Genomic DNA, 20844 nt, shown 5'->3' on the forward strand with positions numbered 1-20844 from the left:
GCGCAACTCGCTCTCGCATATTGCTATTCCGGCCCGCTATCGGCGGTGTCTGTATTTTTTCTGGGTGCTTTGTATTCGGCCCAGGGCGACTTGGCCGGGGAGCCCGCATCGTCGAATTTCATCTCGGAGCCGTGACCGAGGATGACGTTGCCATACTGTTTCGCCAGAGAGCCTGACCGGCTTTCGAAGCGACTGAAATGGGTGTTCTCAGTGGCGTGCACATCGAATCCCAGTCCTGAGGAATGCAACGATTCTGCCGACTTACGCGCGGCCGAGCGGCCGGCAGGCGAGCATGACATCTGAATCAGTCTAGCCGTTGATTTTGTCTTGACGGCCTGCTTGAAATGGTCGTTGGATGCGAGAATCTTCCCGTATGTCTTTCCGTCGACTTGCGTGGGTGTCCACATGCTCCATTTCGTCAAAGGAATCTTCTTCTTGACCTGGATGAAATATCCGCGCTTGGCGGCATGTGCTCGCGCAAACACCAGATTCTCTGACTTGTCGGTTGCCCAGGGCGCTGGCCGCCACGATCTGCCGAAGGTCCACTTCGGCTTTCGTGTCAGCAGTCCCTTCGGAGGCCATAGGCTGCGTGTTCTTTCAGCTTGGTAGTACTCGGTGTATATGGATTCGAGTCCCTCATGGCTGATCCATATGGGCTTTTTGCTATCGCTGACTTTCAGCGGAAAATTCACTCCGATGACGTTTCCGTCGAAGTCGGATATTGGCTGGCTGCGGATTTGTTCGGAAGTAAACATATGAGGCATTCCCGTCGCGGCGTTCATGCCTATGAAATGTGGCGTTTCGCTCGGGTTGAAACGCGGCACAATGTCCGACTCGGCTGTCACGATATTATCCGCCACTGTCCGCATATCGTTCGGTAATTCGGACACGACCGTCCGCAGCGCGCCCCCCGCATCGACGACCGCTGTACGAAGCCGCCCGGCCATCCGAGTCAGGCCGGCAGAGAGCTCCATAGCGGCAATCGTAGGTGGGTTCGCAGGCGGAAAAGCGCACTATTCCCACGTCTGGGAAGCCTGGTTTCTACTCGGTCGGTCGCAGGCTTCGAGTGCGGAGCAGGAATTGTGCGGAACTGCCCGGATTGAGCAGGATGTCGACGTCGACGGGCACGATGTCAGGGAGGCCGGCACCCAGTACCGGCCACCATCGGTCGGCCTCGACGCGGTCCTTGTGTATTGCGGCGGTCGCGACCGCAACGCACGGCACTCCGTCCGGAGCCGGTCCTATCAGCGGGTGGTTCTGGTTGTCGCATCCGATCTCCACCACGGCGTCACGCAGTGCCGCAATGACTTCGTCGCCGGTGATGTCATCGCCGTTCGCGACCCGTCTCAGCACGGCATCGAGCGGATCGGTCGGCAATGAGTCATCTGCGGGGACATAGTTCGGGTTGGGTTCGAACGGACCTGGCTTGCCCTCCTCGCCGACCTTCCAGCCGCCGAGGATCGCTCCTGATGGCGGCATCACCTCCGGTGTGGTTTCCTGCCAGCTCGGATCGACGAGCACGAACCAGTCGCCCTGCTGAACGACACTCCCCGCCGGGTTTTCCATAGTCGTGATCAAACCTTGTGACGGAGGCGGAAGAGGGCTCTTGCCATGCGGAGGCGCTGGGGGTGGTTGTCGAAACTGCTCAGACCCACGGGTTCTCGGTGCCGTTTGTCGATGATCGACTGCGTGCGGGCGAATTCGAACAGAGACTGCGGGTTGCGGATGCGCCCCGGGCCGTGAATGCCGTAGACCGGGGTGGCATTGACTGTCATCAGTTCGGTGCGGAGGCGGTCGGCGAACTCGGGGACGCTGCGCACATCGCGGGTGAAAACGGCTACCGGGAGCACTCTTTCAGGGGCGTTGACACGTTCCACCGCCTCGTCCATGGAGGCGACCCGGTTGACGATCAGCACCGGGCCCACCGCCTCGCCGGTAATGGCGAGGCTGATCTCCGGGACCTCGGTGAGCACCACGGGTTCGATATAGGGCTCGCGAATGGACTCCAGGCTGCCGACCACCGCGCGACCACCGCGGGTGAGCGCATCGCGGACCTGGCGGCGCACCACATCCAGGTGGGCTTCGAGCACCATCGGCCCGTAGGAGGCGCGCTTGTCCGCGGCGGGCCGCAGCTTGCGGGCGTGATAGGCCACCATTTCCAGGAACGGCTCGTACACCGAATCGGCCACGTACACGCAGTGCACGCCCGCCGGATGCTGCCCGGCATTGGCCATGGCGCCGTACACCGCTGCGGCCGCGGCGGTATCGAGACGGGCATCGACCTGGACGATCATCGCGCCGCGGCCGCCCTGCTCGATCACCAGGGGAGTGGCGGTCTGCGCGCACAGCGCGGTGACCTCGCGGGCGCCGGCGGCCGAGCCTGCATAGGCGATCTTGTCCACCCGCGCCCGGCAGAGGGCGGCGGCGGTGGAACTGTCACCGGTAACCACCTGCAGCACAGGCTGACTCGGGGACAGGCGGTTCCAGGTGTCGGCCAGCCACGCCCCGACGCCGGGGGTGAGCTCGCTCGGCTTGAACACCACGGTATTTCCCGCGGCCATGGCGGAGGCGATCGAATTCATCGGCGCGAGAACGGGATTCTGCCAGGGGCCCAGCACGCCGATCACGCCGAGCGGCAACCGCCCGACCGAGCCGTTCTGGTCGTGCCGGAACCAGGCCGTGCCGCGGGTGGAGCGGCTCAGAGTCTTCTCGGCATGGCGCGCAACCCAATCCAGATGCTCCACGGCCAGCGTCACTTCGACGGCGGCATCCATGCGCGGTTTGCCGGTCTCACTGCTGATGAGGTCGACGAGATCGCGGGTGCCGCGTGCGATAGCGCGTTTCCAGTCCAGCAGCCAGCGTTTGCGGCCGGCGAATTCCAGTGTCGCCCACCACTGCTGCGTGGTGCGGGCGGCGCGGACCGCGCGGGTCAGCTCACCGGCGCCCATGATGGCGTAGTCGCCCACGACCTCCCCGGTGCGCGGATCGTAGGATGTCAGCACCTTCGGTCGGCCCACTCCGGTGCGCGCTGCCCGTGGCTGCTGCGCAGGCTCGGCCATGGTTACCCTCTCGTGGCCAATGAATATCTCCCCGCCGCCAGCCTATGGTTCGGCGCGCACACCCGACAAGGTGCGGAAAGCTGAGCAGACCGCACGGTCTGGGTCTGGATCAGGGGCTATTCGAAGACCTATCGGTTTGTGACCAATGACACGTTTGACCGATCGCTGCTTCGGCAAAGGAATGACCCCGCATCCGGACCGCCGGTAACATCACGCGCGACGGAGTGGATCATCCCCGAGGGGATGTGGGGACCCGCCGCCCGGGGCGAACTGAATTGCCCGCCCAGCCGATAGTGGAGAGTTGATGCCGAGCTTGGACAAACCGGATTCGCACACAGCGGAAGTGCGCAGCGCAGGGAGCGATCCGGCGGTTTATGTCGAAGACATCCGCAAGTCGTTCGGCGAGGTGCACGCGCTGCAGGGCATCAGCTTCACCGCCGCCCGCGGCCAGGTGCTCGGCATCCTCGGCCCCAACGGCGCCGGTAAGACCACCGCGGTGAAGATCCTTTCCACCCTGCTGCGTCCCGACTCCGGCATCGCCCGGGTCGCAGGACACGATGTGCGCAAAGATCCCGCCGCCGTCCGCCGGTCCATCATGATGACCGGTCAGTACGCCGCCCTTGACGAAAATCTTTCCGGACGCGAGAACCTCGAACTGTTCGGCAGGCTCATGGGCCTGCCCCGCAAGGCCGCCCGGCAGCGTGCCGACAGCCTGCTCGAGGAGTTCGACCTCACCAACGCCGGCCGGCGTGCCGTCCGGCACTACTCCGGCGGTATGCGCCGCCGGGTCGACATCGCCTGCGGACTCGTGGTGCGACCGGAAGTGGTGTTCCTCGACGAGCCCACCACCGGACTCGATCCGCGCAGCCGCCAGGGTGTGTGGGATCTGGTCAACGCGCTCAAGACACAGGGCATCACCGTCCTGCTGACCACGCAGTACCTCGAAGAGGCCGACGTGCTCAGCGACAACATCATCGTCATCGACAAGGGCACCGTGATCGCCGAGGGCACCGCGGACGCGCTCAAGCAGAAGACCGGCGGCAGCTACTGCGAGGTCGTACCGCTGGATCCGACCCATCTGGCCGCGGCCGCGGACGCTCTGGGCGATCTTGTACCCGAGGCGACGCGAACCGAAATCGGTAGTGGCGATCGGCTTTCGATTCCCGCGCCGGACGGGGCCGCGACCCTTTCCGAGGCGCTGCGCCGACTCGACAGCGCCGGAATCGAACTCGCGGACATCGGGCTGCGGCGGCCCTCGCTCGACGATGTGTTCCTCTCACTCACCGGACACTCGGGCGGCATCCAATGAGCGCGCCGGCCGCCGCCGAGGTCCGCACCGATCTGTTCGCCGGGCTGCCGGTGGCCAAACCGAACAACTTCGGGCAGTGGCGGGCACTCACCGGCCGCATCCTCTGGGTGATGGCCACCAAGGGCGAGCTCGCCTTCGCGGCGGTCACACCGCTGGTCCTCACCCTCGGCTTCTACCTGCCGCTCAAATACGTCATGCAGTTCCGCGGCATCGATTACGCGCAGTTCGTTATGCCGATCATCGTGCTGCAGACCATGTCCGTCACCATGATGTCGAATGCGCAGATGGCCGCGTTCGAAGCGCTGACCGGATTCAACACCCGGTTGCAGACCATGCCGGTCGGCAAGATGGTGCCGCTGCTGTCGCGCTTGAGCGCCGGCCTGGTGCGGTCGATCGTCTCGCTGGCCGCGGCCATCGGCTGGGGCCACATGATCGGCTTCCGATTCGTGGCGGGCTGGGGGCAGACGGTGCTGTTCTGCCTGTTCTCGCTCGCGGTCGGCACGGTGCTGGCCATCGGCGCGGACGCGCTCGGATCGCTCACCAAGAGTCCCGAATCGCTGAGCCAGGCCTTGACACTGCCGACGCTGATCTTCGGCATGCTCTCCTGCGGGTTCGTGCCCGAATCCGGCTTCCCGGTGTGGGCTCGGCCCTTCGTGCGCAATCAGCCCATCTCCCAGTTCTCCTTCGCGCTGCGGGATATGGCCGCGCACGGGGTGACCTGGCAGGTGTTCTGGGTGCCGATGGTGTGGCTGATCGGCGCCGCGGTGTTCTTCCTGCCGGCGGCGGTCTGGGCGAGTATGAGGCGGTCATGAGTTCTGTTGTCGAAGCCCAGTCCGTCGGGGGCGATACCGAAACCGCAGTATCCGATAAGGACGCGTGGGCAGGGCATCAGCCGCTGCCGCGGGTCCGGCAGCGGTCCGAGCGGACCCTGTCGATCTGGCTGGAGCAGAGCTTCATCCAGTGCAAGCGACTGTTGATCGGCTGGGCGCGCGACCCCGCCACCACCATTCAGACCATCGCCTATCCGGCGGCCACCCTGATCATGTTCCGTGTGGTGCTTGGTGATTCGATCACCTCCGCCACCGGTGCGCCCAGCATCTACGGCACGGTGCCGATGGTCATGCTGGTCGCGGCCATGGCGGGCTCGGTGGTCTCGGCGCTCGGCTTCAAGGTCGAGAAGGCGACCGGACTGCTCGGCCGGTTCTGGACCATGCCCGTGCATCGCGCCGCCGGACTCACCGGGCGCCTGCTGGCCGAGGCGATCCGCGTGCTGCTCACCTCGCTGATCGTGCTCGTGGTGGGCGTCTGCCTGGGCTTCCGATTCTGGAACGGCGGGCCCGCAGCCATTGCCATGCTTGCGCTTCCGATCATTTTCGGCATCGGATTCGCGGTGCTGGTGACGGCGCTCGCCACCATCACCGAGGGCATCATGCTGGTGCAGGTCATCGGTGTCATCAATAGCCTGCTCATGTTCTTCAACTCCGGTTTCGTGCCGGTCTTCGCGTACCCCACGTGGTTGCAGACGACCGTCCAGAACCAGCCCATGAGTACGGCCATCGATGCCATGCGCGGGCTCTCCTTCGAAGGGCCGATCGCGGTGCCGTTGATGAAGACCGTCGCGTGGGCGGTCGGCATGGTGGTGGTGTTCGGTTATCCGGCGATTCGCGGCTACCGCAGGGCGGCCGAAACCGGCGCCTGATCTGTTGCCTCGGCGGGGCGGTATCCGGTACTCCGGGTACCGCCCCGCTGTGTTGCCTGGGGGTAGCTCTCCACGAAAATGCGTCCCGCATGCGAGTTTTGGGTGTTATGCGGAGCCGCAGTCAGGGTGTGGTGTGCGTCACGCTAGGGTGTGCGCATGGCTTACCTGGTTACCGGGGCAACTGGGTTCATCGGGCGGTTTCTGATTCCCGAACTTCTCAAACGCGGCGAAGACGTTCATGTGCTCGTACGCCCCGGCGAAGACTCGATACTGCGCTTCAACCGCTGCCTGCGCGCCTGGGATGCCGGGGATCGGGTGCGACCGGTGCGCGGCGACCTGAGCGCGCCCGGAGTCGGCATCGAACCGAGCTGGATTGCCGCGCACCGGGGTTCGATCGAGCACGTGTTCCACCTGGCCGGCGGACTGGACTCCGTCGTGCCCGGCGGCGGCACCCGGCGCGTCGCCGAACTGGCCGGGCAGCTGGAAGCCGGGCTGCTGCATCATGTTTCGACGGTGCGGGTCGCGGGCGGCTGGGACGGGCTCTTCACCGAGGACATGTTCGATATCGGGCAGCCGCTGCCCGCGCCCTACCAGCGCGCCATGCTCGACGCCGAACTCGCCGTGCGCGACCAGGACAGGGTGCCGTGGCGGATCTATCGGCCGTCCATTGTCATCGGGCATTCACGCACCGGCGAAATCGACCGGATCGACGGGCCGTACTACTTCTTCCGGTTGCTGCGCATGGCCGCACAACTCCCGCGCATCCTGCCGGTGGTTTCGCCGAAACTGGGCGATACCAATATGGTTCCGGTCGATTTCGTGGCGCGGGCGCTCGACCACATCGCGCACCGGCCCGGGGGCGGCGGCAACACCTATCATCTGGTGGATCCGCGCGAACAGAGTGTCGCCGACGTCTTCAACCTCTTCGCCGACGAGGCCGGGGCGCCGCATCTGGTGGAGGTCATGCCCAAGCAGACCCTCGATATGACGCTGCGGGTACCCGGCATGGGGTGGATGCTGCGGCAGGTCGGTGTGCCCATGGATGTGATCGCGCACAGCGAGATCAGCTGCCGGTTCGACTCCCGGCATACCGCTGCCGCGCTCGCCGGGACCGATATCAAGGTGCCGCCGCTGGCGGGGTACGGGTCGGTGATCTGGAAGTACTGGATCGAGAACTGGGTCTGAGCCTCGGAGCCTCAGGCCGGGTCTGATCTCAAGACGTGGCGGTGCCCTCGGGTGCCGCCGGAGAGTTCCGCGGCTCCGGCTGTCCGTAATCCCAACCCACCCAGCGGTTTCGATTCGTCCAGCCGACCAGGTCGTAGCGCCAGCGGAAGGGCCAGGTGCGGGCCACGGTCAGGAAAAGACCCGCGCCGAGCGCGGCGAAATCATCGTGCGCGGAGAGCAGCGCTCGCTGCTGCCGCGGGGAACCGGTGAAGAACGCCTCGAACATGGAGACGGCCTGGGGTGTGGTGAGTCGCCCCAATCCGTACACACCGCGCATCCGCATCCAGTACACCAGTCGCGCCTGCCACGGCCACAGCGCTTCGACCGGATCGTCGCCGCGCTGCAGGGCCGCGAGCGCGATGTCCACCTGCGAGAGCGAGTCGGCCACGCAGTAGCCGGTGATGGGATGCATCTGCCCGCCGCGCGAGCCGAACGGAATCACCTGTCCGCGACCGGTTTTCGGCGGCATATTGTCGAGCGGGTAGTGCGCGGCCTCGCTCGGTTCGTCACCGCGTAGTCGAATACCGTGTGCCGCAAGCCGATTCAGTGTCCGGCGGCGTAGCTCGTGCTGCGGCATGCCACCCCGCAACCCCAGGCTGGTCTCCTCGAAGATGACCGTCCCGTCGCCCAGCGGCACCGCGTACAGGAACGACGGCGGCTCGCCGGTGCCCGCGCCGTTCTCGTTCCGCCAGTCCAGCAGCAAACCTTCGCCCGGAGTGACCATGGGTGCGGCGACGTCCTCGTCCACGAAAATGCCGTGCGCACTGGCGGTCCGGCGCTGCCCCGGCGACGCCTGCCCCCGGGTATCGAAAACCGTGGCGGCCCGCACCTCGGTGCCATCGGCCAACTCCACCCGATGCGCCTGCACCACCCGGGCCCGCCCGGTGATCACGGTGGCGTCATCCAGCGGCAGCGCATCCCGCAACCCCTGCTTCGACAGCACGCAGTACGGCCGCGCAATCCGATGCTCGCTCTCGGTCCACACCACCGGCGCCTCGATCCGGCTGGCAATCACGCTGCGCGGCAACCACTCCGGCAACTCATCGATCCAGCACGAATATGTAGGCCCCCACAACCGCTCCGGCCGCGGATCCACCGCGACCACCCGCAACCCCGCCACCACAGCCCGATGCGCCAGCGCCCGCCCCGTAGGCCCGAGCCCCACCACACAAACATCGGCAGCCCCGCTGACCTCACTCATACCCGCATTCAAACAGCCCCACCCCACCCCCGCCACCCTCCCACCCCGGATAGCGGGGGCTGGGTGCTACTTGGGGGTGATCCAGGTGGTGATGTCGGCGTGGACCACTTCGAGGCCGGACTTGTCGTAGATCGAGACCGGGACTATGAGGTTTTGGCCCTCGGTGATGGCTGGGAAGTCCGGCAGCTCAGGGAGTTTGGCCACGGCGCGGAGGCTGGAGTTGGCCTTGGCCAGGTATTGGACGTTCATGGCCTTGGGGATCCAGCGGTGGGTGTCGGGGACGGTGGCCTCCGACAGCATGCCCATGGCCACCTCGGCGAGGTTGCAGGCGGCGATGGCGTGGAAGGTGCCCAGGTGATTGTGGATGCCGAACCACTTGGGGGCGGTCACCTCGCACAGGCCGGGCTCGAGGCGTACGACGTTCGGCAGCACGGTGCCGAAGTAGGGGACGCGCGCGACCATGCCGAGGGAGAACAGGGTGTGGCCGAGGCGATTGTCCGGCAGTTTCTTCCAGCCGCGGTAGGTGGCGGTCTCTTTCGTCATGCCGCGTATCTTACTCAGAAGTAAGTTCTGTGGAAGACCGGCTGTTCTAAAGTGTCGCCACTATCGCGTTTATCGCGAAGCTGGGCGCCGATGCCAGTTCATCGGCACGTCGGGTGAATGGAGCTCTACACATCATGCGAATCAGGACCGCTGTCGCCTCGCTCGGAATCGCTCTGGCGGGCGCGGGTGTCATGTCTACGGTCGGGGCCGCATCGGCCTCCGCTGTCGTTCCCGAAATCGATCCGGGCCACGGGATCTACTTCGGTCTGGATTTCGACCAGAACGAGACTGCCGCACTGGGCAACAGTGCGATCCCCGGCCTGCTCACTCAGTTCCTGCCCGCGGGCCGGACCGGCTATGTGGTGGACCAAGACTCGGATCTGCCCCGGGTCGACGGCCGGCTCTACGCCACCCCGGGTGCGGTGATCAACGAGGCTGCGGCCCGTCAGGGTGAGGTCGCCATCGCGGTAATGGACCCGGCCTTCATCAAGGGCTTCCAGTTCCTGATTGTCGAGCAACTGCCCTGATCTATGTACGGCGGGTGTGGCTGCGCCCGCCGTACTGTCCGGTTCCTCCGGAAACAGCGGGGGTGACCCGTGCCATCTGCGGGAACGGGGGAGGGGGCGATTTGAAGTCACCCATAGCCCTGGTGCATACTATTCAGGTTGCCCGGACCGGGTTGTGTCTTTCTTCGGAATAGATGCAGGTGGTGGCGGGTGAGAAGGACACTCTTGCACCCCGCTGATTACAGCGGCGGTGCGTCCGGGACAAAGTTTCTTCCGGCCAAGTGGGATTCGATTCCAGGGCCGAAGAATGAGCGGATGGGCGACACGCCCGACCGCGTGGACCGGAAGAACCATGACAGATGAACAGCGGCGATGGATCGGGCCCACACGTGGCCTCGGTCGTGTGGTGGCTGATGCGTCTTCGTGTGTTCGGACTGTGCAAATGAGGGTGCTTCGGCAGCGAAAGCTGCTGGGGCACAAACGTTAAGCGGAGAAAAGGACACTCAGCGTGGCGGGACAGAAGATCCGCATCAGGCTCAAGGCCTACGACCATGAGGCGATCGACGCGTCTGCGCGCAAGATCGTCGAGACGGTGACCCGCACGGGCGCTCGTGTCGTTGGCCCGGTGCCGTTGCCCACCGAAAAGAACGTGTACTGCGTCATCCGTTCGCCGCACAAGTACAAAGACTCGCGCGAGCACTTCGAGATGCGTACTCACAAGCGGCTGATTGACATCCTCGACCCCACGCCGAAGACGGTCGACGCGCTTATGCGCATCGATCTTCCGGCCAGTGTCGACGTCAACATTCAGTGACGGGGATTCCAGATATGACTGACAACAAGAGCAGGCCGGCTGCCGGCATCCTGGGAACCAAGCTCGGCATGACCCAGGTCTTCGACGAGAAGAACCGCGTTGTTCCGGTGACCGTCGTCAAGGCCGGTCCGAACGTCGTGACCCAGATCCGCACCGCTGAGCGCGATGGCTACGCAGCCATCCAGATCGCTTACGGCGCCATCGACCCGCGCAAGGTGAACAAGCCGGTTTCCGGCCAGTTCTCCAAGGCCGGTGTCACCCCTCGCCGCCACATCACGGAGATCCGCGTCGCTGACGTCGCCTCCTTCGAGGTCGGCCAGGAAATCGGCGCGGAGGCCTTCGCAGAAGGCAGCTTCGTCGACGTGACGGGCACCTCCAAGGGCAAGGGCTTCGCCGGCACCATGAAGCGTCACGGCTTCAAGGGCCAGGGCGCCTCCCACGGTGCGCAGGCTGTGCACCGTCGTCCGGGTTCCATCGGTGGTTGCTCCACCCCGGGCCGCGTGTTCAAGGGCATGCGTATGTCCGGCCGGATGGGTAACGACCGCGTCACCACGCAGAACCTCACGGTCCACAAGGTGGATGCCGAGAACGGTCTGCTGCTGATCAAGGGTGCGATCCCGGGCCGTCGCGGCCACGTCGTGATCGTCAAGAGTGCAGTGAAGGGTGGTGCCCGGGCATGAGCACCGAGACCAAGACCAACCTGACGCTCCCGGTCAAGGCCGCGGGCGGTAAGACTGAAGGCACCGTCGAGCTCCCCGCGGAGATCTTCGACGTGACCGCCAATATCGCGCTGATGCACCAGGTTGTCGTGGCCCAGCAGGCCGCGGCACGCCAGGGCACGCACTCGACCAAGACCCGCGGTGAAGTCCGCGGTGGTGGTCGTAAGCCGTACCGGCAGAAGGGCACCGGCCGCGCCCGTCAGGGTTCGACCCGTGCGCCGCAGTTCGTCGGCGGTGGCGTTGTCCACGGCCCGCAGCCGCGCGATTACACCCAGCGCCTGCCCAAGAAGATGAAGGTCGCCGCTCTGCGTGGCGCCCTCTCCGACCGGGCCCGCAACGAGCGCATCCACGTGATCACCGAACTGGTCCCGGGTCAGACCCCGTCGACCAAGATCGCCAAGAACTTCCTTGCCGAGCTTTCGACTCGCAAGCAGCTCCTGGTCGTCGTCGGTCGCGAGGACATCGCCACGTGGAAGAGCGTTGCGAACCTGGAGAACGTGCACCCGATCGCTCCCGATCAGCTGAACACCTACGACGTGCTGAAGGCCGATGAGGTCATCTTCTCCGTCGAGGCGCTCAATGCCTTCGTGCACGGCCCTGCCGAAGCTGCACAGGAGGAGAGCAAGTGACCACGATCGCCGACCCCCGCGACATTTTGCTGGCGCCGGTCATCTCCGAGAAGTCCTACGGACTGATCGAAGAGGGTACCTACACCTTCATCGTGCACCCGGACTCCAACAAGACGCAGATCAAGATCGCCGTCGAGAAGGTCTTCGGCGTCACGGTGACCAGCGTCAACACTGCTAACCGTCAGGGCAAGCGCAAGCGGACGAAGGCCGGTTACGGAAAGCGCAAGAACACCAAGCGCGCGCTCGTGACCCTCTCGGCCGACAGCAAGCCCATCGAGATCTTCGGAGGCCCGGTCGCGTAAGCGCCTGGGAATCCAGAAAGCAGAGAAGAACTCATGGCAATTCGTAAATACAAGCCGACTACCCCGGGTCGTCGTGGCGCCTCGGTCTCGGATTTCGCCGAGATCACCCGCACCACCCCCGAGAAGTCGCTGATCCGTCCGCTCACCAAGACCGGTGGCCGTAACGCTCAGGGCCGCATCACCACCCGTCACAAGGGTGGTGGCCACAAGCGCGCGTACCGTCTGATCGACTTCCGTCGCACGGACAAAGACGGCATCCCGGCCAAGGTCGCTCACATCGAGTACGACCCCAACCGCACCGCCAATATCGCGCTGCTGCACTTCGCCGATGGCGAGAAGCGCTACATCATCGCGCCCAAGGGCATTGCCCAGGGCACGAAGATCGAGTCCGGCACCGGCGCCGACATCAAGCCCGGCAACAACCTGCCGATGCGCTCGATCCCGACCGGTACCACCATTCACGCGGTGGAACTGCGTCCGGGTGGCGGCGCCAAGCTGGCTCGCGCCGCAGGCATGAGCATTCAGCTGCTGGGTAAGGAAGGCTCCTTCGCCGTCCTGCGTATGCCCTCCGGTGAAATCCGTCGCGTCGATGTGCGCTGCCGCGCCACCATCGGCGAGGTCGGCAACGCCGAGCAGTCGAACATCAACTGGGGCAAGGCCGGCCGTATGCGGTGGAAGGGCGTTCGCCCGACCGTCCGTGGTGTCGTCATGAACCCGGTCGACCACCCGCACGGTGGTGGTGAAGGTAAGACCTCCGGTGGTCGCCACCCGGTCTCGCCGTGGGGCAAGCCTGAGGGCCGTACCCGCAAGCCCAACCGTCCCAGCGACAAGCTCATCGTCCGCCGCCGCGGCAAGAAGCGTTAAGGAGGAGGTTAAAGATGCCACGCAGCCTCAAGAAGGGCCCGTTCGTAGACGATCACCTCCTCAAGAAGGTGGACGTTCAGAACGAGAAGGGCACGAAGCAGGTCATCAAGACCTGGTCGCGTCGTTCGACCATCATTCCCGATTTCATCGGGCACACGTTCTCGGTGCACGACGGCCGCAAGCACGTCCCGGTGTTCGTGTCGGACAACATGGTTGGGCACAAGCTCGGTGAGTTTGCGCCGACCAGGACGTTCCGTAGCCACGTCAAGGACGATCGGAAGAGCAAGCGGCGATGAGCACTGAAACTCAGAACCAGACTGCACGCGCTACCGCTAAGCACGTGCGCGTTACGCCGATGAAGGCTCGTCGTGTTGTGGACCTGGTCCGCGGCAAGCGAGTCGAGGACGCGCTGAACATTCTGCGGTTCGCCCCGCAGGCTGCCAGCGAGCCGGTCGCCAAGGTGGTGGCTTCGGCCGCGGCCAACGCCGAGAACAACCTCGGTCTGAACCCGGCCACCCTGGTCATCTCGACGGCTTTCGTCGACGAGGGCGCGACCATGAAGCGTTTCCAGCCGCGGGCCCAGGGCCGTGCGTTCCGGATCCGCAAGCGCACCAGCCACATCACCATCGAGGTCGAGAGCGTGCCTGAGCTGGCCAACGCCCCTCGCAACCGCCGGAAGGGAGGGGCAAAGTAAATGGGACAGAAAATTAATCCCCATGGCTTCCGCCTCGGTATCACGACCGACTGGAAGTCGCGTTGGTACGCCGATAAGCAGTACAAGGAATACGTCGGCGAAGACGTCAAGATCCGCAAGCTCCTCGCCACTGGCATGGAGCGGGCCGGCATCTCGAAGGTCGAGATCGAGCGGACCCGTGACCGTGTGCGTGTGGATATCCACACCGCTCGTCCGGGCATCGTCATCGGTCGTCGCGGCGCCGAGGCCGACCGTATTCGTGCCGAGCTGGAGAAGCTCACCGGCAAGCAGGTGCAGCTGAACATCCTCGAGGTCAAGAACCCCGAATCGGATGCGCAGCTCGTTGCTCAGGGTGTTGCCGAGCAGCTGTCGAACCGTGTGGCGTTCCGTCGTGCGATGCGTAAGGCCATTCAGTCGGCCATGCGTTCGCCGAACGTCAAGGGCATCCGCGTGCAGTGCTCGGGCCGCCTCGGTGGCGCCGAAATGTCGCGCTCGGAGTTCTACCGTGAAGGCCGTGTGCCGCTGCACACCCTTCGCGCGGACATCGACTACGGCCTGTACGAGGCTCGTACCACCTTCGGCCGTATCGGCGTGAAGGTGTGGATCTACAAGGGCGACATCGTCGGCGGCAAGCGCGAGGTCACTGCGACCGCTGCGCCGGCCGGTGACCGTGACCGTCCGCGTCGTGAGCGGCCGAGCCGCCCGCGTCGCTCGGGCGCCCAGGGCACCACTGCCACCAGTACTGAGGCCGGGCGTGCCGCGACTGCAGTCGCGGAGGCGCCGGCAGAGACGACCCAGGAGGGCTGACCTATGTTGATGCCTCGCAAGGTCAAGCACCGTAAGCAGCACCACCCGGGCCGCTCCGGCATGGCCAAGGGCGGCACTGCGGTGACGTTCGGTGAGTACGGCATCCAGGCTCTGGAGCCCGCTTACGTGACCAACCGCCAGATCGAGTCTGCGCGTATCGCAATGACTCGCCACATCAAGCGTGGCGGCAAGATCTGGATCAACATCTACCCCGATCGCCCGCTCACGAAGAAGCCGGCCGAAACCCGCATGGGTTCCGGTAAGGGTTCGCCGGAGTGGTGGATCGCGAACGTGAAGCCGGGACGGATCATGTTCGAGATGTCTTACCCCAGCGAGGAGACCGCTCGTGAGGCCCTGCGCCGCGCGATGCACAAGCTCCCCATGAAGTGCAGGATCGTGACCAGGGAGGAGCAGTTCTGATGGCTACCGGAACTCCGGCTGCAGAGCTGCGCGAGCTGACCGAAGAGGAGCTCGTCGCGAAACTGCGTGAAGGCAAGGAAGAGCTGTTCAACCTGCGCTTCCAGATGGCGACGGGACAGTTGCAGAACAACCGTCGTCTGCGTGTGGTCCGCCACGAGATCGCGCGCCTCTACACGGTCATGCGTGAGCGCGAGCTCGGGCTGGCCACCGGTCCTGAAGGCAAGGGAGATGCGGCATGAGTGACGCAAAAGGCCCGGCCAAGACGCCGGCAACGGTCGAGGAGCGGGGCCAGCGCAAGATCCGCAAGGGCTACGTTGTCTCCGACAAGATGACCAAGACCATCGTGGTCGAGCTGGAGAATCGCGTGAAGCACAAGCTTTACGGCAAGATCATCCGCACCACCTCGAAGGTCAAGGCCCACGACGAGAACGAGAGCGCGAACGTCGGCGACCTCGTGCAGCTGATGGAGACCCGTCCGCTGTCCGCCACCAAGCGCTGGCGTCTGGTCGAGGTCCTGGAGCGGGCGAAGTAAGTCGTAACGACTGCTTGCAGGTCGTTCGAAACGGCCAGCCCCCTCCGCGACTGACAGAGTCGTAAAACGAAGGCCCGCTTCCCTTTTGGGACGCGGGCCTTCGTCGTTTCACGGGTCGGGTGAAACGGTCAGAATGAGCCCATGTCGGCGGATAGCCAATGCTCGGGGCGCATGTATATCGCTACCTGTTCGCCGATGGATTCGGCGTATTTCAGGTAGCCGTCCACCTTGTCGGCGGGCAGGTAGCGCGCCGCCATCTCGTGGTGTTGTTCCTCGGTCATCGGGGTCACCCGGGTGACCGGCCCCTCGGCCGTCACGTAGCGGACGGTGGGTTCGAGGGTCTCGACCATCAGGCTGAAGCGCCCGGCCTCTTCGAGCAGCCGCATCTTCTGCGACGCGGGACCCGTCAGCACCCACAGCTCACCGCCGGGCGAGTACTGGTACCAGATGGGCACCGTCAGGGGTGCGCGTCCCGGCCGGTTGTTCACGGCCAGCGCCCCGATGTGTGGTTGTGCGAGGAAACTCTGTCGTTCTTCCAACGTCAGTGCCATGAATCCACGGTACCGAGATGGTGTGACGAATTCAGGAGTCGCCCTGCGCGGTTCTTCGAGATGCATGATGTTGGGCGGCTTCGGTATCACTCGCGGTATCATCGAAGTATGGCCTGGACAATGCGATTTCCTGCCGATGAAGAGGCTGCGCTGGATGCGCAGGCCGAGGTGGAAGGCCGGTCGAAGCATGAGATCACTCGCGATGCGGTTCGTGCCTATCTCATCCGTCACCGCCGTTGGGATGAGCCGCTGCTGACCGACGAGGAGACCTTCGATCTAGGCGGCCCGATAGGCAAGGATGACATTCGAGATGCGATGAATCGACCCGCATGATCGCGGTTGCGGATACCTCGGGTCTACTCGCGTTGTTCAATCGTTCCGATTCGGAGCACTTTGCGGTTCGGCGCGCTGCGGACGCGGCGAGCGCTTTGATCGTCAGTCCGCTGGCCCTGACCGAGGTGCACCACGTGGCAAGCATCCGTGCCGGCCGGAAGGTCGCTGATGCCATCCTCAATGTGCTCGCAGAGCGAATCGGATCGAACCGCATCGTTCTCGGAGACGTCACCGCAGCGCAGCTGAAAGTTGCTGTGAGAGTGCGTATGAACTACGAGGGGATGAACCTCGACCTCGTGGACGCGATGTGTGTCGCTCTGGCGGACGAGTACGACACCGACCTCATCCTGACTCTGGATCGTAGGGACTTCCGTGCATTACGCCCCCTGAACGGGTACGCCACCTTTCGGTTGCTGCCCGACGACCTGCAAACTCCGGCCTAGTCGCCAGGGCGCATCTCGGCGCGCCCATTATGACTGCGCTCGGCACCCGCATCTCCCGCAAGCGAATGCTCATGCTGCTGATGGGCTTCTTCATCGCCGGGAATCTGATCTCCGCCGTCGCACCCGTCTTCGGCATCATGCTGCTCGGCCGCGTGGTCGCCTCGCTGGCGCACGGTGCGTTCTTCGGGATCGGTGCGGTGGTGGCGGCCGAGCTGGTCGCACCGGATCGCAAGGCCGGGCCATCGCCATGATGTTCACGGGGCTTACCGTCGCGAATGTTTGTCGGCGTACCGCTGGGGACGTTGATCGGCCAGCAGTTCGGCTGGCGCATCACCTTCGGTTTCGTAGCGCTGCTCGGTGTGGCCGGATTGTTCGGCATAGCGAAACTGGTTCCCGATCTGCCCGCGCCCGAGGGTGTGCGGCTGCGCCGGGAACTGGCTGCTTTCAAGAACATTCAGGTTCTGCTGGCCAATGGCATGACCGTGCTGGGGTTCGGTGCGGAGTTCGCCGCCATCACCTATATCGCGCCGATGATGACCGAAATCGTTGGCAACGCAGACAGTTCCATCACCTGGCTGCTGGAGCTGGCGTTGGTGTCGGGGGCGCCGCGAAACTGCCTCGGGCGCAGGCGAGCCCGCTGCGGAGCTCGCGGCAGCCGTTCGCTGACGGTCCGGTATCGGCCGGAATTCTCGCGGTAGCCGGTCACTGCTTTTCCAACACGCAGAGCGCAATACTGCGTTCGGCGTTTCGCGAGGAAGGACGTATTCCGTACCGCGCGTTCTTGTATGGGATCGGTGACCTCGCTACTCTCGGCGACGTGCCCGCTACCGGGTGCAAATCTTCGGGCGCGATCGGTGAGTGCATGCTCGACAATGTGGTTCGGATTGCGATCGTCGGAATGGGACCTCGCGGTCTGAATGTCTGTGAGCGAATTTGTGCCAATGCTCGGCAGCTCGGTAATTCTTCGGGCGTCGAGCTCATTCTGCTGGACTCGAAACAGGTTGGCACCGGCGCGGTATGGCGTACCGACCAGCCTGCTCAGCTGCTGATGAATACGGTATCCGAGCAGGTCACCGTGTTCACCGATGACACCGTCGAGATGGCGGGACCGGTCGATCGCGGTCCGAGTCTGCATGAATGGGCCAATTTCATCGCCAAGATCGGCAATTTCGCCGGACTGCCCGTACGGGCTTATCGAGAAGCCCTCCGGATACGCGCGGAAACCTATCCGCCGCGCTACTTCTACGGCCATTATCTGCGCTGGGCATTCGAACGAACGCGCGACCGCTATGCGGAATGGGTGCATGTGCGCGAAATTGTGGCTACCGCAGTGGATTTGCGAGACGGCCCGGGCGGATTGCAGGAACTGGAGTTGAGTACGGGGGAGCGGGTGCGCGGCCTGCACGCCGTAGTGCTCACGCAGGGACACCTGGGGGAGGCGCAGCCGGAAGTGCCCGGCTCACTGCCGGATTCGGCGCGCCGGCTCGGGCTCGGCTACGTGCCCCCCGCCAATGCCGCCGATATCGATGTGGACCGGATTCCGGAGCGCGATCCCGTGCTCATCCGCGGCCTGGGGCTCACCTTCTTCGACTATCTGGTGCTGCTGACCGCCGGCCGCGGCGGGGTCTTCAAGGAGTGCGACGCGGGGCTGGAGTATGTGGCGTCCGGCCGCGAACCGGTCATTATCGCGGGCTGCCGCCGGGGTATTCCGCATCACGCGCGCGGCGAGAACCAGAAGGGTGTGGACGGCCGGTACGCGCCGCTGCTGTTGAACCCCGCGCGCATCGACCGATTGCGCAGTCGCTCACGGAAGTTGGGCGATGTCTCCTTCCGCCGGGATGTGTGGCCGCTGATTGCCCGCGAGGTCGAATCGGTGTACTACGCGGCGCTGCTGTCCGAGCAGCTCAGCCCGCAGCGGCTGGAGTCCTTCCGGGATCGCTATCTCACCGTGCCCACCGACCAGGACGCCGCCGAGCTGTTGCAGCGCTTCCATATCCGGCAGCAGGAGCAGTGGAATTGGGACACCCTGGTGGATCCGACGGGCGGCCGGCGCTTCGACCGGCCCGGCGCTTTTCACGACTGGCTGCTGGCCTACCTGGATGCCGATGTGCGCGAGGCCCGCCTCGGCAATGTCCGGGGTCCGGTCAAGGCGGCGCTGGATGTACTGCGGGACCTGCGCAATGAGGTCCGGCTCGTGGTCGACTACGGCGGTATCGCGGGGTCGTCGTATCGGGACGATCTGGACCGCTGGTACACCCCGATGAACGCCTTCCTCTCGATCGGCCCGCCCGCGAGCCGCATTGCCGAATTGGCGGCGCTGATCCGTGCGGGCATCGTGCGGGTGGTCGGTCCCGGCATGCAGGTGGATATCGATGCCGAGCGCGGGCTCTTCATCGCCGGTTCACCGCATGTGCACGGATCACAGGTGCAGGGCCGCCATCTCATCGACGCCTGGCTGCCGGCGCCCGACCTGCGCCGCACGGCTGATCCGCTGCTGCGAAATCTACTGGGCCGCAATGATGTGCGCGGTTATGCCATCGACTCACCGGACGGCAGCAGCTATCGGACCGGTGGCCTCACCATCGCGCCGCACACCCATCACCTGGTGGACGGCACGGGCCGAATCCATCCGCGCCGCTACGCCTTCGGTGTGCCCACCGAGTCCGTCCGCTGGGTGACCGCGGCGGGCCCGCGCCCCGGCGTCAATTCGGTGACCCTGGCAGACGGCGACGGCATCGCCCGCGAAATCCTCACCACCCACCGCTACGACGAGCATGCGAATTCTCCTGAAAGGCACGACGATATGGCGATCGAATGCGGGCTGCTGTCTCCGGTGAGCGTCGGCGCCCCGGTGGAATCCCTGCTGGGCGATGATGCCTGGATCGAGGCCATGCTGGAGGTGGAGCTCGCGCTCGCTCGCGCCGAGGCCCGGCTCGGCATGGTTCCGGACAGTGTCGCCGAGCATATGGCGACCGCCGTGCGCGAGCACGAATTCAGCGCCCGGGATATTGCCGAAGCCGCACGGGGAGCGGCCAATCCGGTGGTCACCTTCGTGGAGCGACTGCACCGCGCGGTCGCCGATATCGACCCGGTGAGCGCGAACTACGTGCACTACGGCTCGACCAGTCAGGACATTCTCGATACGGCGACCATGGTGATCGCCGCGCGCGTGCTGTCGGTCATCATCACCGATCTCAACACCATGCTCGGGTCGCTCGCCGAATTGGCGCGCCGCCACCGCGATACGCCCATTGCCGGGCGGACGCTGGCCATGCAGGCGGTACCGACCACGTTCGGCGCCAAGGTGGCGGTGTGGATGCAGGGCCTGCTCGACGCCCGCGATCGGCTGTGCCAGGTGCGCACCGGCCTGCCGGTGCAATTGGGCGGTGCGGCAGGCACTTTGGCGTCCTATATCGAATGCGCCCGTTGCGCGGATTCGGAGCTGTCGCAGGCGCCTGCCGGTGAGATCGTGCAGCGGCTCACCGAAGAGTTCGCGGCCGAACTCTCGCTCACCGTCACCGCGACCCCCTGGCATACCGTCCGCACCCCGATTGCCGATCTGGCCGCGGCGCTGGCCCTCACCTCGGGAGTGCTCGGCAAGCTGGCGGTGGACGTGATCTCCCAGTCCCGCACCGAGATCGCCGAACTGTGCGAACCCTCGGCCGCGGGTCGCGGCGAATCCTCCGCCATGCCGCAGAAGCGAAACCCGGTATTGAGCACCATGATTCGTGCCGCCGCCTTGCAGGTGCCCGGGCTGGCCTCGACGCTCTTCGGTGCGCTGCTGGCCGAGGACGAACGCCCGGCGGGCTCCTGGCATGCCGAATGGCAGCCGCTGCGCGAGTGCCTGCTGCTGGTGGGCGGCGCCGCGCATACTGCGGTGGAGCTGGCCGCCGGCCTGACCGCGGATGCCGACCGGATGAGCGCGAATCTCACGCTCACCGAGGGCCAGATCGTCTCCGAGCGCCTCTCGATCCGCCTGGCCCCGCTGCTCGGTAAGCCGGTCGCGAAGAAGACGCTGCAGGCGGCCGCGTACGAATCGCAGTCCACCGCGCGCCCGCTGGCCGACATCCTGGCCGAATGCCCGGATATCGCGAGGCATATCGGCCAGCCGGAGCTGGCCGAACTGTTGCGGCCCGAAAACTATCTCGGCGCAGCCCCTGATCTTGTCGATCGGGTGCTGCGCCGGATGTGAGTC

27 protein-coding genes are annotated in these 20844 nt (G+C 65.2%); 21 read left to right on the forward strand and 6 right to left on the reverse strand.

Features of this window, described 5'->3' with window-relative positions:
* Positions 1 to 23 precede the first annotated feature (23 nt).
* From JWN03_RS03310 to JWN03_RS03320, 3 genes are all read right to left on the reverse strand, one after another.
* The gene (locus tag JWN03_RS03310) at positions 24 to 974 is read right to left on the reverse strand and encodes a hypothetical protein (RefSeq protein ID WP_297609458.1); all 951 of its coding nucleotides are present in this window, start codon (positions 972 to 974) and stop codon (positions 24 to 26) included.
* 67 nt (positions 975 to 1041) lie between these two features.
* Positions 1042 to 1566 carry a type VII secretion system-associated protein gene (locus JWN03_RS03315; RefSeq protein WP_297609461.1) on the reverse strand — a complete coding sequence of 175 codons (525 nt, stop codon included), beginning with the start codon at positions 1564 to 1566 and terminating at the stop codon, positions 1042 to 1044.
* A gap of 8 nt (positions 1567 to 1574) precedes the next feature.
* On the reverse strand, positions 1575 to 3059 hold the full coding sequence (locus tag JWN03_RS03320; protein WP_297609464.1) for an aldehyde dehydrogenase family protein: 1485 nt from the start codon (positions 3057 to 3059) through the stop codon (positions 1575 to 1577).
* Between the two features lie 304 nt (positions 3060 to 3363).
* Here JWN03_RS03320 and JWN03_RS03325 point away from each other — a divergent pair, with 304 nt between their 5' ends.
* The 4 genes from JWN03_RS03325 (at position 3364) to JWN03_RS03340 (ending at position 7252) form a co-directional block, all read left to right on the forward strand.
* Positions 3364 to 4368: an ATP-binding cassette domain-containing protein gene (locus JWN03_RS03325; protein ID WP_297609467.1), complete on the forward strand. Its 1005-nt coding sequence runs from the start codon at positions 3364 to 3366 to the stop codon at positions 4366 to 4368.
* A complete protein-coding gene (locus tag JWN03_RS03330) occupies positions 4365 to 5180 on the forward strand; it encodes an ABC transporter permease (protein WP_297609470.1) in 816 nt (271 codons plus the stop codon). Before JWN03_RS03325 ends, JWN03_RS03330 begins: the two co-directional genes overlap by 4 nt.
* The gene (locus tag JWN03_RS03335; RefSeq protein ID WP_297609473.1) at positions 5177 to 6067 is read left to right on the forward strand and encodes an ABC transporter permease; all 891 of its coding nucleotides are present in this window, start codon (positions 5177 to 5179) and stop codon (positions 6065 to 6067) included. The genes JWN03_RS03330 and JWN03_RS03335 overlap by 4 nt, the downstream gene beginning before the upstream one ends.
* 156 nt (positions 6068 to 6223) lie before the next feature.
* A complete protein-coding gene (locus JWN03_RS03340) occupies positions 6224 to 7252 on the forward strand; it encodes an SDR family oxidoreductase (RefSeq protein ID WP_297609476.1) in 1029 nt (342 codons plus the stop codon).
* Between the two features lie 28 nt (positions 7253 to 7280).
* On the opposite strand, the gene JWN03_RS03345 is transcribed toward JWN03_RS03340, so the two are convergent.
* Both JWN03_RS03345 and JWN03_RS03350 read right to left on the reverse strand, forming a co-directional pair.
* Positions 7281 to 8492, reverse strand: a complete 1212-nt coding sequence (locus JWN03_RS03345; RefSeq protein WP_297609479.1) for a lycopene cyclase family protein — start codon at positions 8490 to 8492, stop codon at positions 7281 to 7283.
* 66 nt (positions 8493 to 8558) lie between these two features.
* Entirely contained in the window at positions 8559 to 9035 is a 477-nt protein-coding gene (locus tag JWN03_RS03350) for a hotdog fold domain-containing protein (protein ID WP_297609480.1), read from the reverse strand.
* A gap of 134 nt (positions 9036 to 9169) precedes the next feature.
* Here JWN03_RS03350 and JWN03_RS03355 point away from each other — a divergent pair, with 134 nt between their 5' ends.
* The 12 genes from JWN03_RS03355 to rpsQ all read left to right on the forward strand — a co-directional run bounded on the left by JWN03_RS03355 (position 9170) and on the right by rpsQ (position 15322).
* The gene (locus tag JWN03_RS03355; protein WP_297609483.1) at positions 9170 to 9562 is read left to right on the forward strand and encodes a hypothetical protein; all 393 of its coding nucleotides are present in this window, start codon (positions 9170 to 9172) and stop codon (positions 9560 to 9562) included.
* A gap of 487 nt (positions 9563 to 10049) precedes the next feature.
* Entirely contained in the window at positions 10050 to 10355 is a 306-nt protein-coding gene (rpsJ, locus tag JWN03_RS03360) for a 30S ribosomal protein S10 (RefSeq protein ID WP_003938093.1), read from the forward strand.
* Between the two features lie 14 nt (positions 10356 to 10369).
* Positions 10370 to 11035 carry a 50S ribosomal protein L3 gene (rplC, locus tag JWN03_RS03365; RefSeq protein ID WP_297609487.1) on the forward strand — a complete coding sequence of 222 codons (666 nt, stop codon included), beginning with the start codon at positions 10370 to 10372 and terminating at the stop codon, positions 11033 to 11035.
* Complete coding sequence (gene rplD, locus JWN03_RS03370; RefSeq protein WP_297609489.1) at positions 11032 to 11703, forward strand: 50S ribosomal protein L4; 672 nt, start codon at positions 11032 to 11034, stop codon at positions 11701 to 11703. The genes rplC and rplD overlap by 4 nt, the downstream gene beginning before the upstream one ends.
* Positions 11700 to 12005: a 50S ribosomal protein L23 gene (gene rplW / locus JWN03_RS03375; protein WP_297609492.1), complete on the forward strand. Its 306-nt coding sequence runs from the start codon at positions 11700 to 11702 to the stop codon at positions 12003 to 12005. The genes rplD and rplW overlap by 4 nt, the downstream gene beginning before the upstream one ends.
* A 33-nt stretch (positions 12006 to 12038) precedes the next feature.
* Positions 12039 to 12869 (forward strand): 50S ribosomal protein L2, encoded by an 831-nt coding sequence (rplB, locus tag JWN03_RS03380; RefSeq protein ID WP_297609495.1) that lies wholly within the window; start codon positions 12039 to 12041, stop codon positions 12867 to 12869.
* 14 nt (positions 12870 to 12883) lie between these two features.
* On the forward strand, positions 12884 to 13165 hold the full coding sequence (gene rpsS / locus JWN03_RS03385) for a 30S ribosomal protein S19 (protein ID WP_067519528.1): 282 nt from the start codon (positions 12884 to 12886) through the stop codon (positions 13163 to 13165).
* Positions 13162 to 13563, forward strand: coding sequence for a 50S ribosomal protein L22 (gene rplV, locus JWN03_RS03390; protein ID WP_297609501.1), 402 nt, complete (start codon positions 13162 to 13164; stop codon positions 13561 to 13563). Before rpsS ends, rplV begins: the two co-directional genes overlap by 4 nt.
* Positions 13564 to 14370: a 30S ribosomal protein S3 gene (rpsC, locus tag JWN03_RS03395; RefSeq protein ID WP_297609504.1), complete on the forward strand. Its 807-nt coding sequence runs from the start codon at positions 13564 to 13566 to the stop codon at positions 14368 to 14370.
* 3 nt (positions 14371 to 14373) lie between these two features.
* Positions 14374 to 14790: a 50S ribosomal protein L16 gene (gene rplP, locus JWN03_RS03400; protein ID WP_297609507.1), complete on the forward strand. Its 417-nt coding sequence runs from the start codon at positions 14374 to 14376 to the stop codon at positions 14788 to 14790.
* Positions 14790 to 15029 carry a 50S ribosomal protein L29 gene (rpmC, locus tag JWN03_RS03405; RefSeq protein ID WP_297609510.1) on the forward strand — a complete coding sequence of 80 codons (240 nt, stop codon included), beginning with the start codon at positions 14790 to 14792 and terminating at the stop codon, positions 15027 to 15029. The genes rplP and rpmC overlap by 1 nt, the downstream gene beginning before the upstream one ends.
* A complete protein-coding gene (gene rpsQ, locus JWN03_RS03410) occupies positions 15026 to 15322 on the forward strand; it encodes a 30S ribosomal protein S17 (protein WP_297609513.1) in 297 nt (98 codons plus the stop codon). The genes rpmC and rpsQ overlap by 4 nt, the downstream gene beginning before the upstream one ends.
* Positions 15323 to 15450: 128 nt before the next feature.
* On the opposite strand, the gene JWN03_RS03415 is transcribed toward rpsQ, so the two are convergent.
* The gene (locus JWN03_RS03415; protein WP_297609516.1) at positions 15451 to 15873 is read right to left on the reverse strand and encodes a pyridoxamine 5'-phosphate oxidase family protein; all 423 of its coding nucleotides are present in this window, start codon (positions 15871 to 15873) and stop codon (positions 15451 to 15453) included.
* A gap of 108 nt (positions 15874 to 15981) precedes the next feature.
* Between JWN03_RS03415 and JWN03_RS03420 the strand changes: the two genes are divergently transcribed.
* The 5 genes from JWN03_RS03420 to JWN03_RS03440 all read left to right on the forward strand — a co-directional run bounded on the left by JWN03_RS03420 (position 15982) and on the right by JWN03_RS03440 (position 20841).
* Positions 15982 to 16206 (forward strand): CopG family transcriptional regulator, encoded by a 225-nt coding sequence (locus JWN03_RS03420; protein ID WP_297609519.1) that lies wholly within the window; start codon positions 15982 to 15984, stop codon positions 16204 to 16206.
* The gene (locus JWN03_RS03425) at positions 16203 to 16649 is read left to right on the forward strand and encodes a type II toxin-antitoxin system VapC family toxin (protein ID WP_297609522.1); all 447 of its coding nucleotides are present in this window, start codon (positions 16203 to 16205) and stop codon (positions 16647 to 16649) included. The genes JWN03_RS03420 and JWN03_RS03425 overlap by 4 nt, the downstream gene beginning before the upstream one ends.
* Entirely contained in the window at positions 16583 to 16900 is a 318-nt protein-coding gene (locus JWN03_RS03430) for an MFS transporter (RefSeq protein ID WP_297609581.1), read from the forward strand. Before JWN03_RS03425 ends, JWN03_RS03430 begins: the two co-directional genes overlap by 67 nt.
* Before the next feature lie 24 nt (positions 16901 to 16924).
* On the forward strand, positions 16925 to 17347 hold the full coding sequence (locus tag JWN03_RS03435; RefSeq protein WP_297609526.1) for a hypothetical protein: 423 nt from the start codon (positions 16925 to 16927) through the stop codon (positions 17345 to 17347).
* Between the two features lie 119 nt (positions 17348 to 17466).
* Positions 17467 to 20841 (forward strand): 3-carboxy-cis,cis-muconate cycloisomerase family FAD/NAD(P)-binding protein, encoded by a 3375-nt coding sequence (locus JWN03_RS03440; protein WP_297609529.1) that lies wholly within the window; start codon positions 17467 to 17469, stop codon positions 20839 to 20841.
* Positions 20842 to 20844 lie beyond the last annotated feature (3 nt).

Source organism: Nocardia sp. (assembly GCF_025465275.1).
Lineage (GTDB): Bacteria > Actinomycetota > Actinomycetes > Mycobacteriales > Mycobacteriaceae > Nocardia.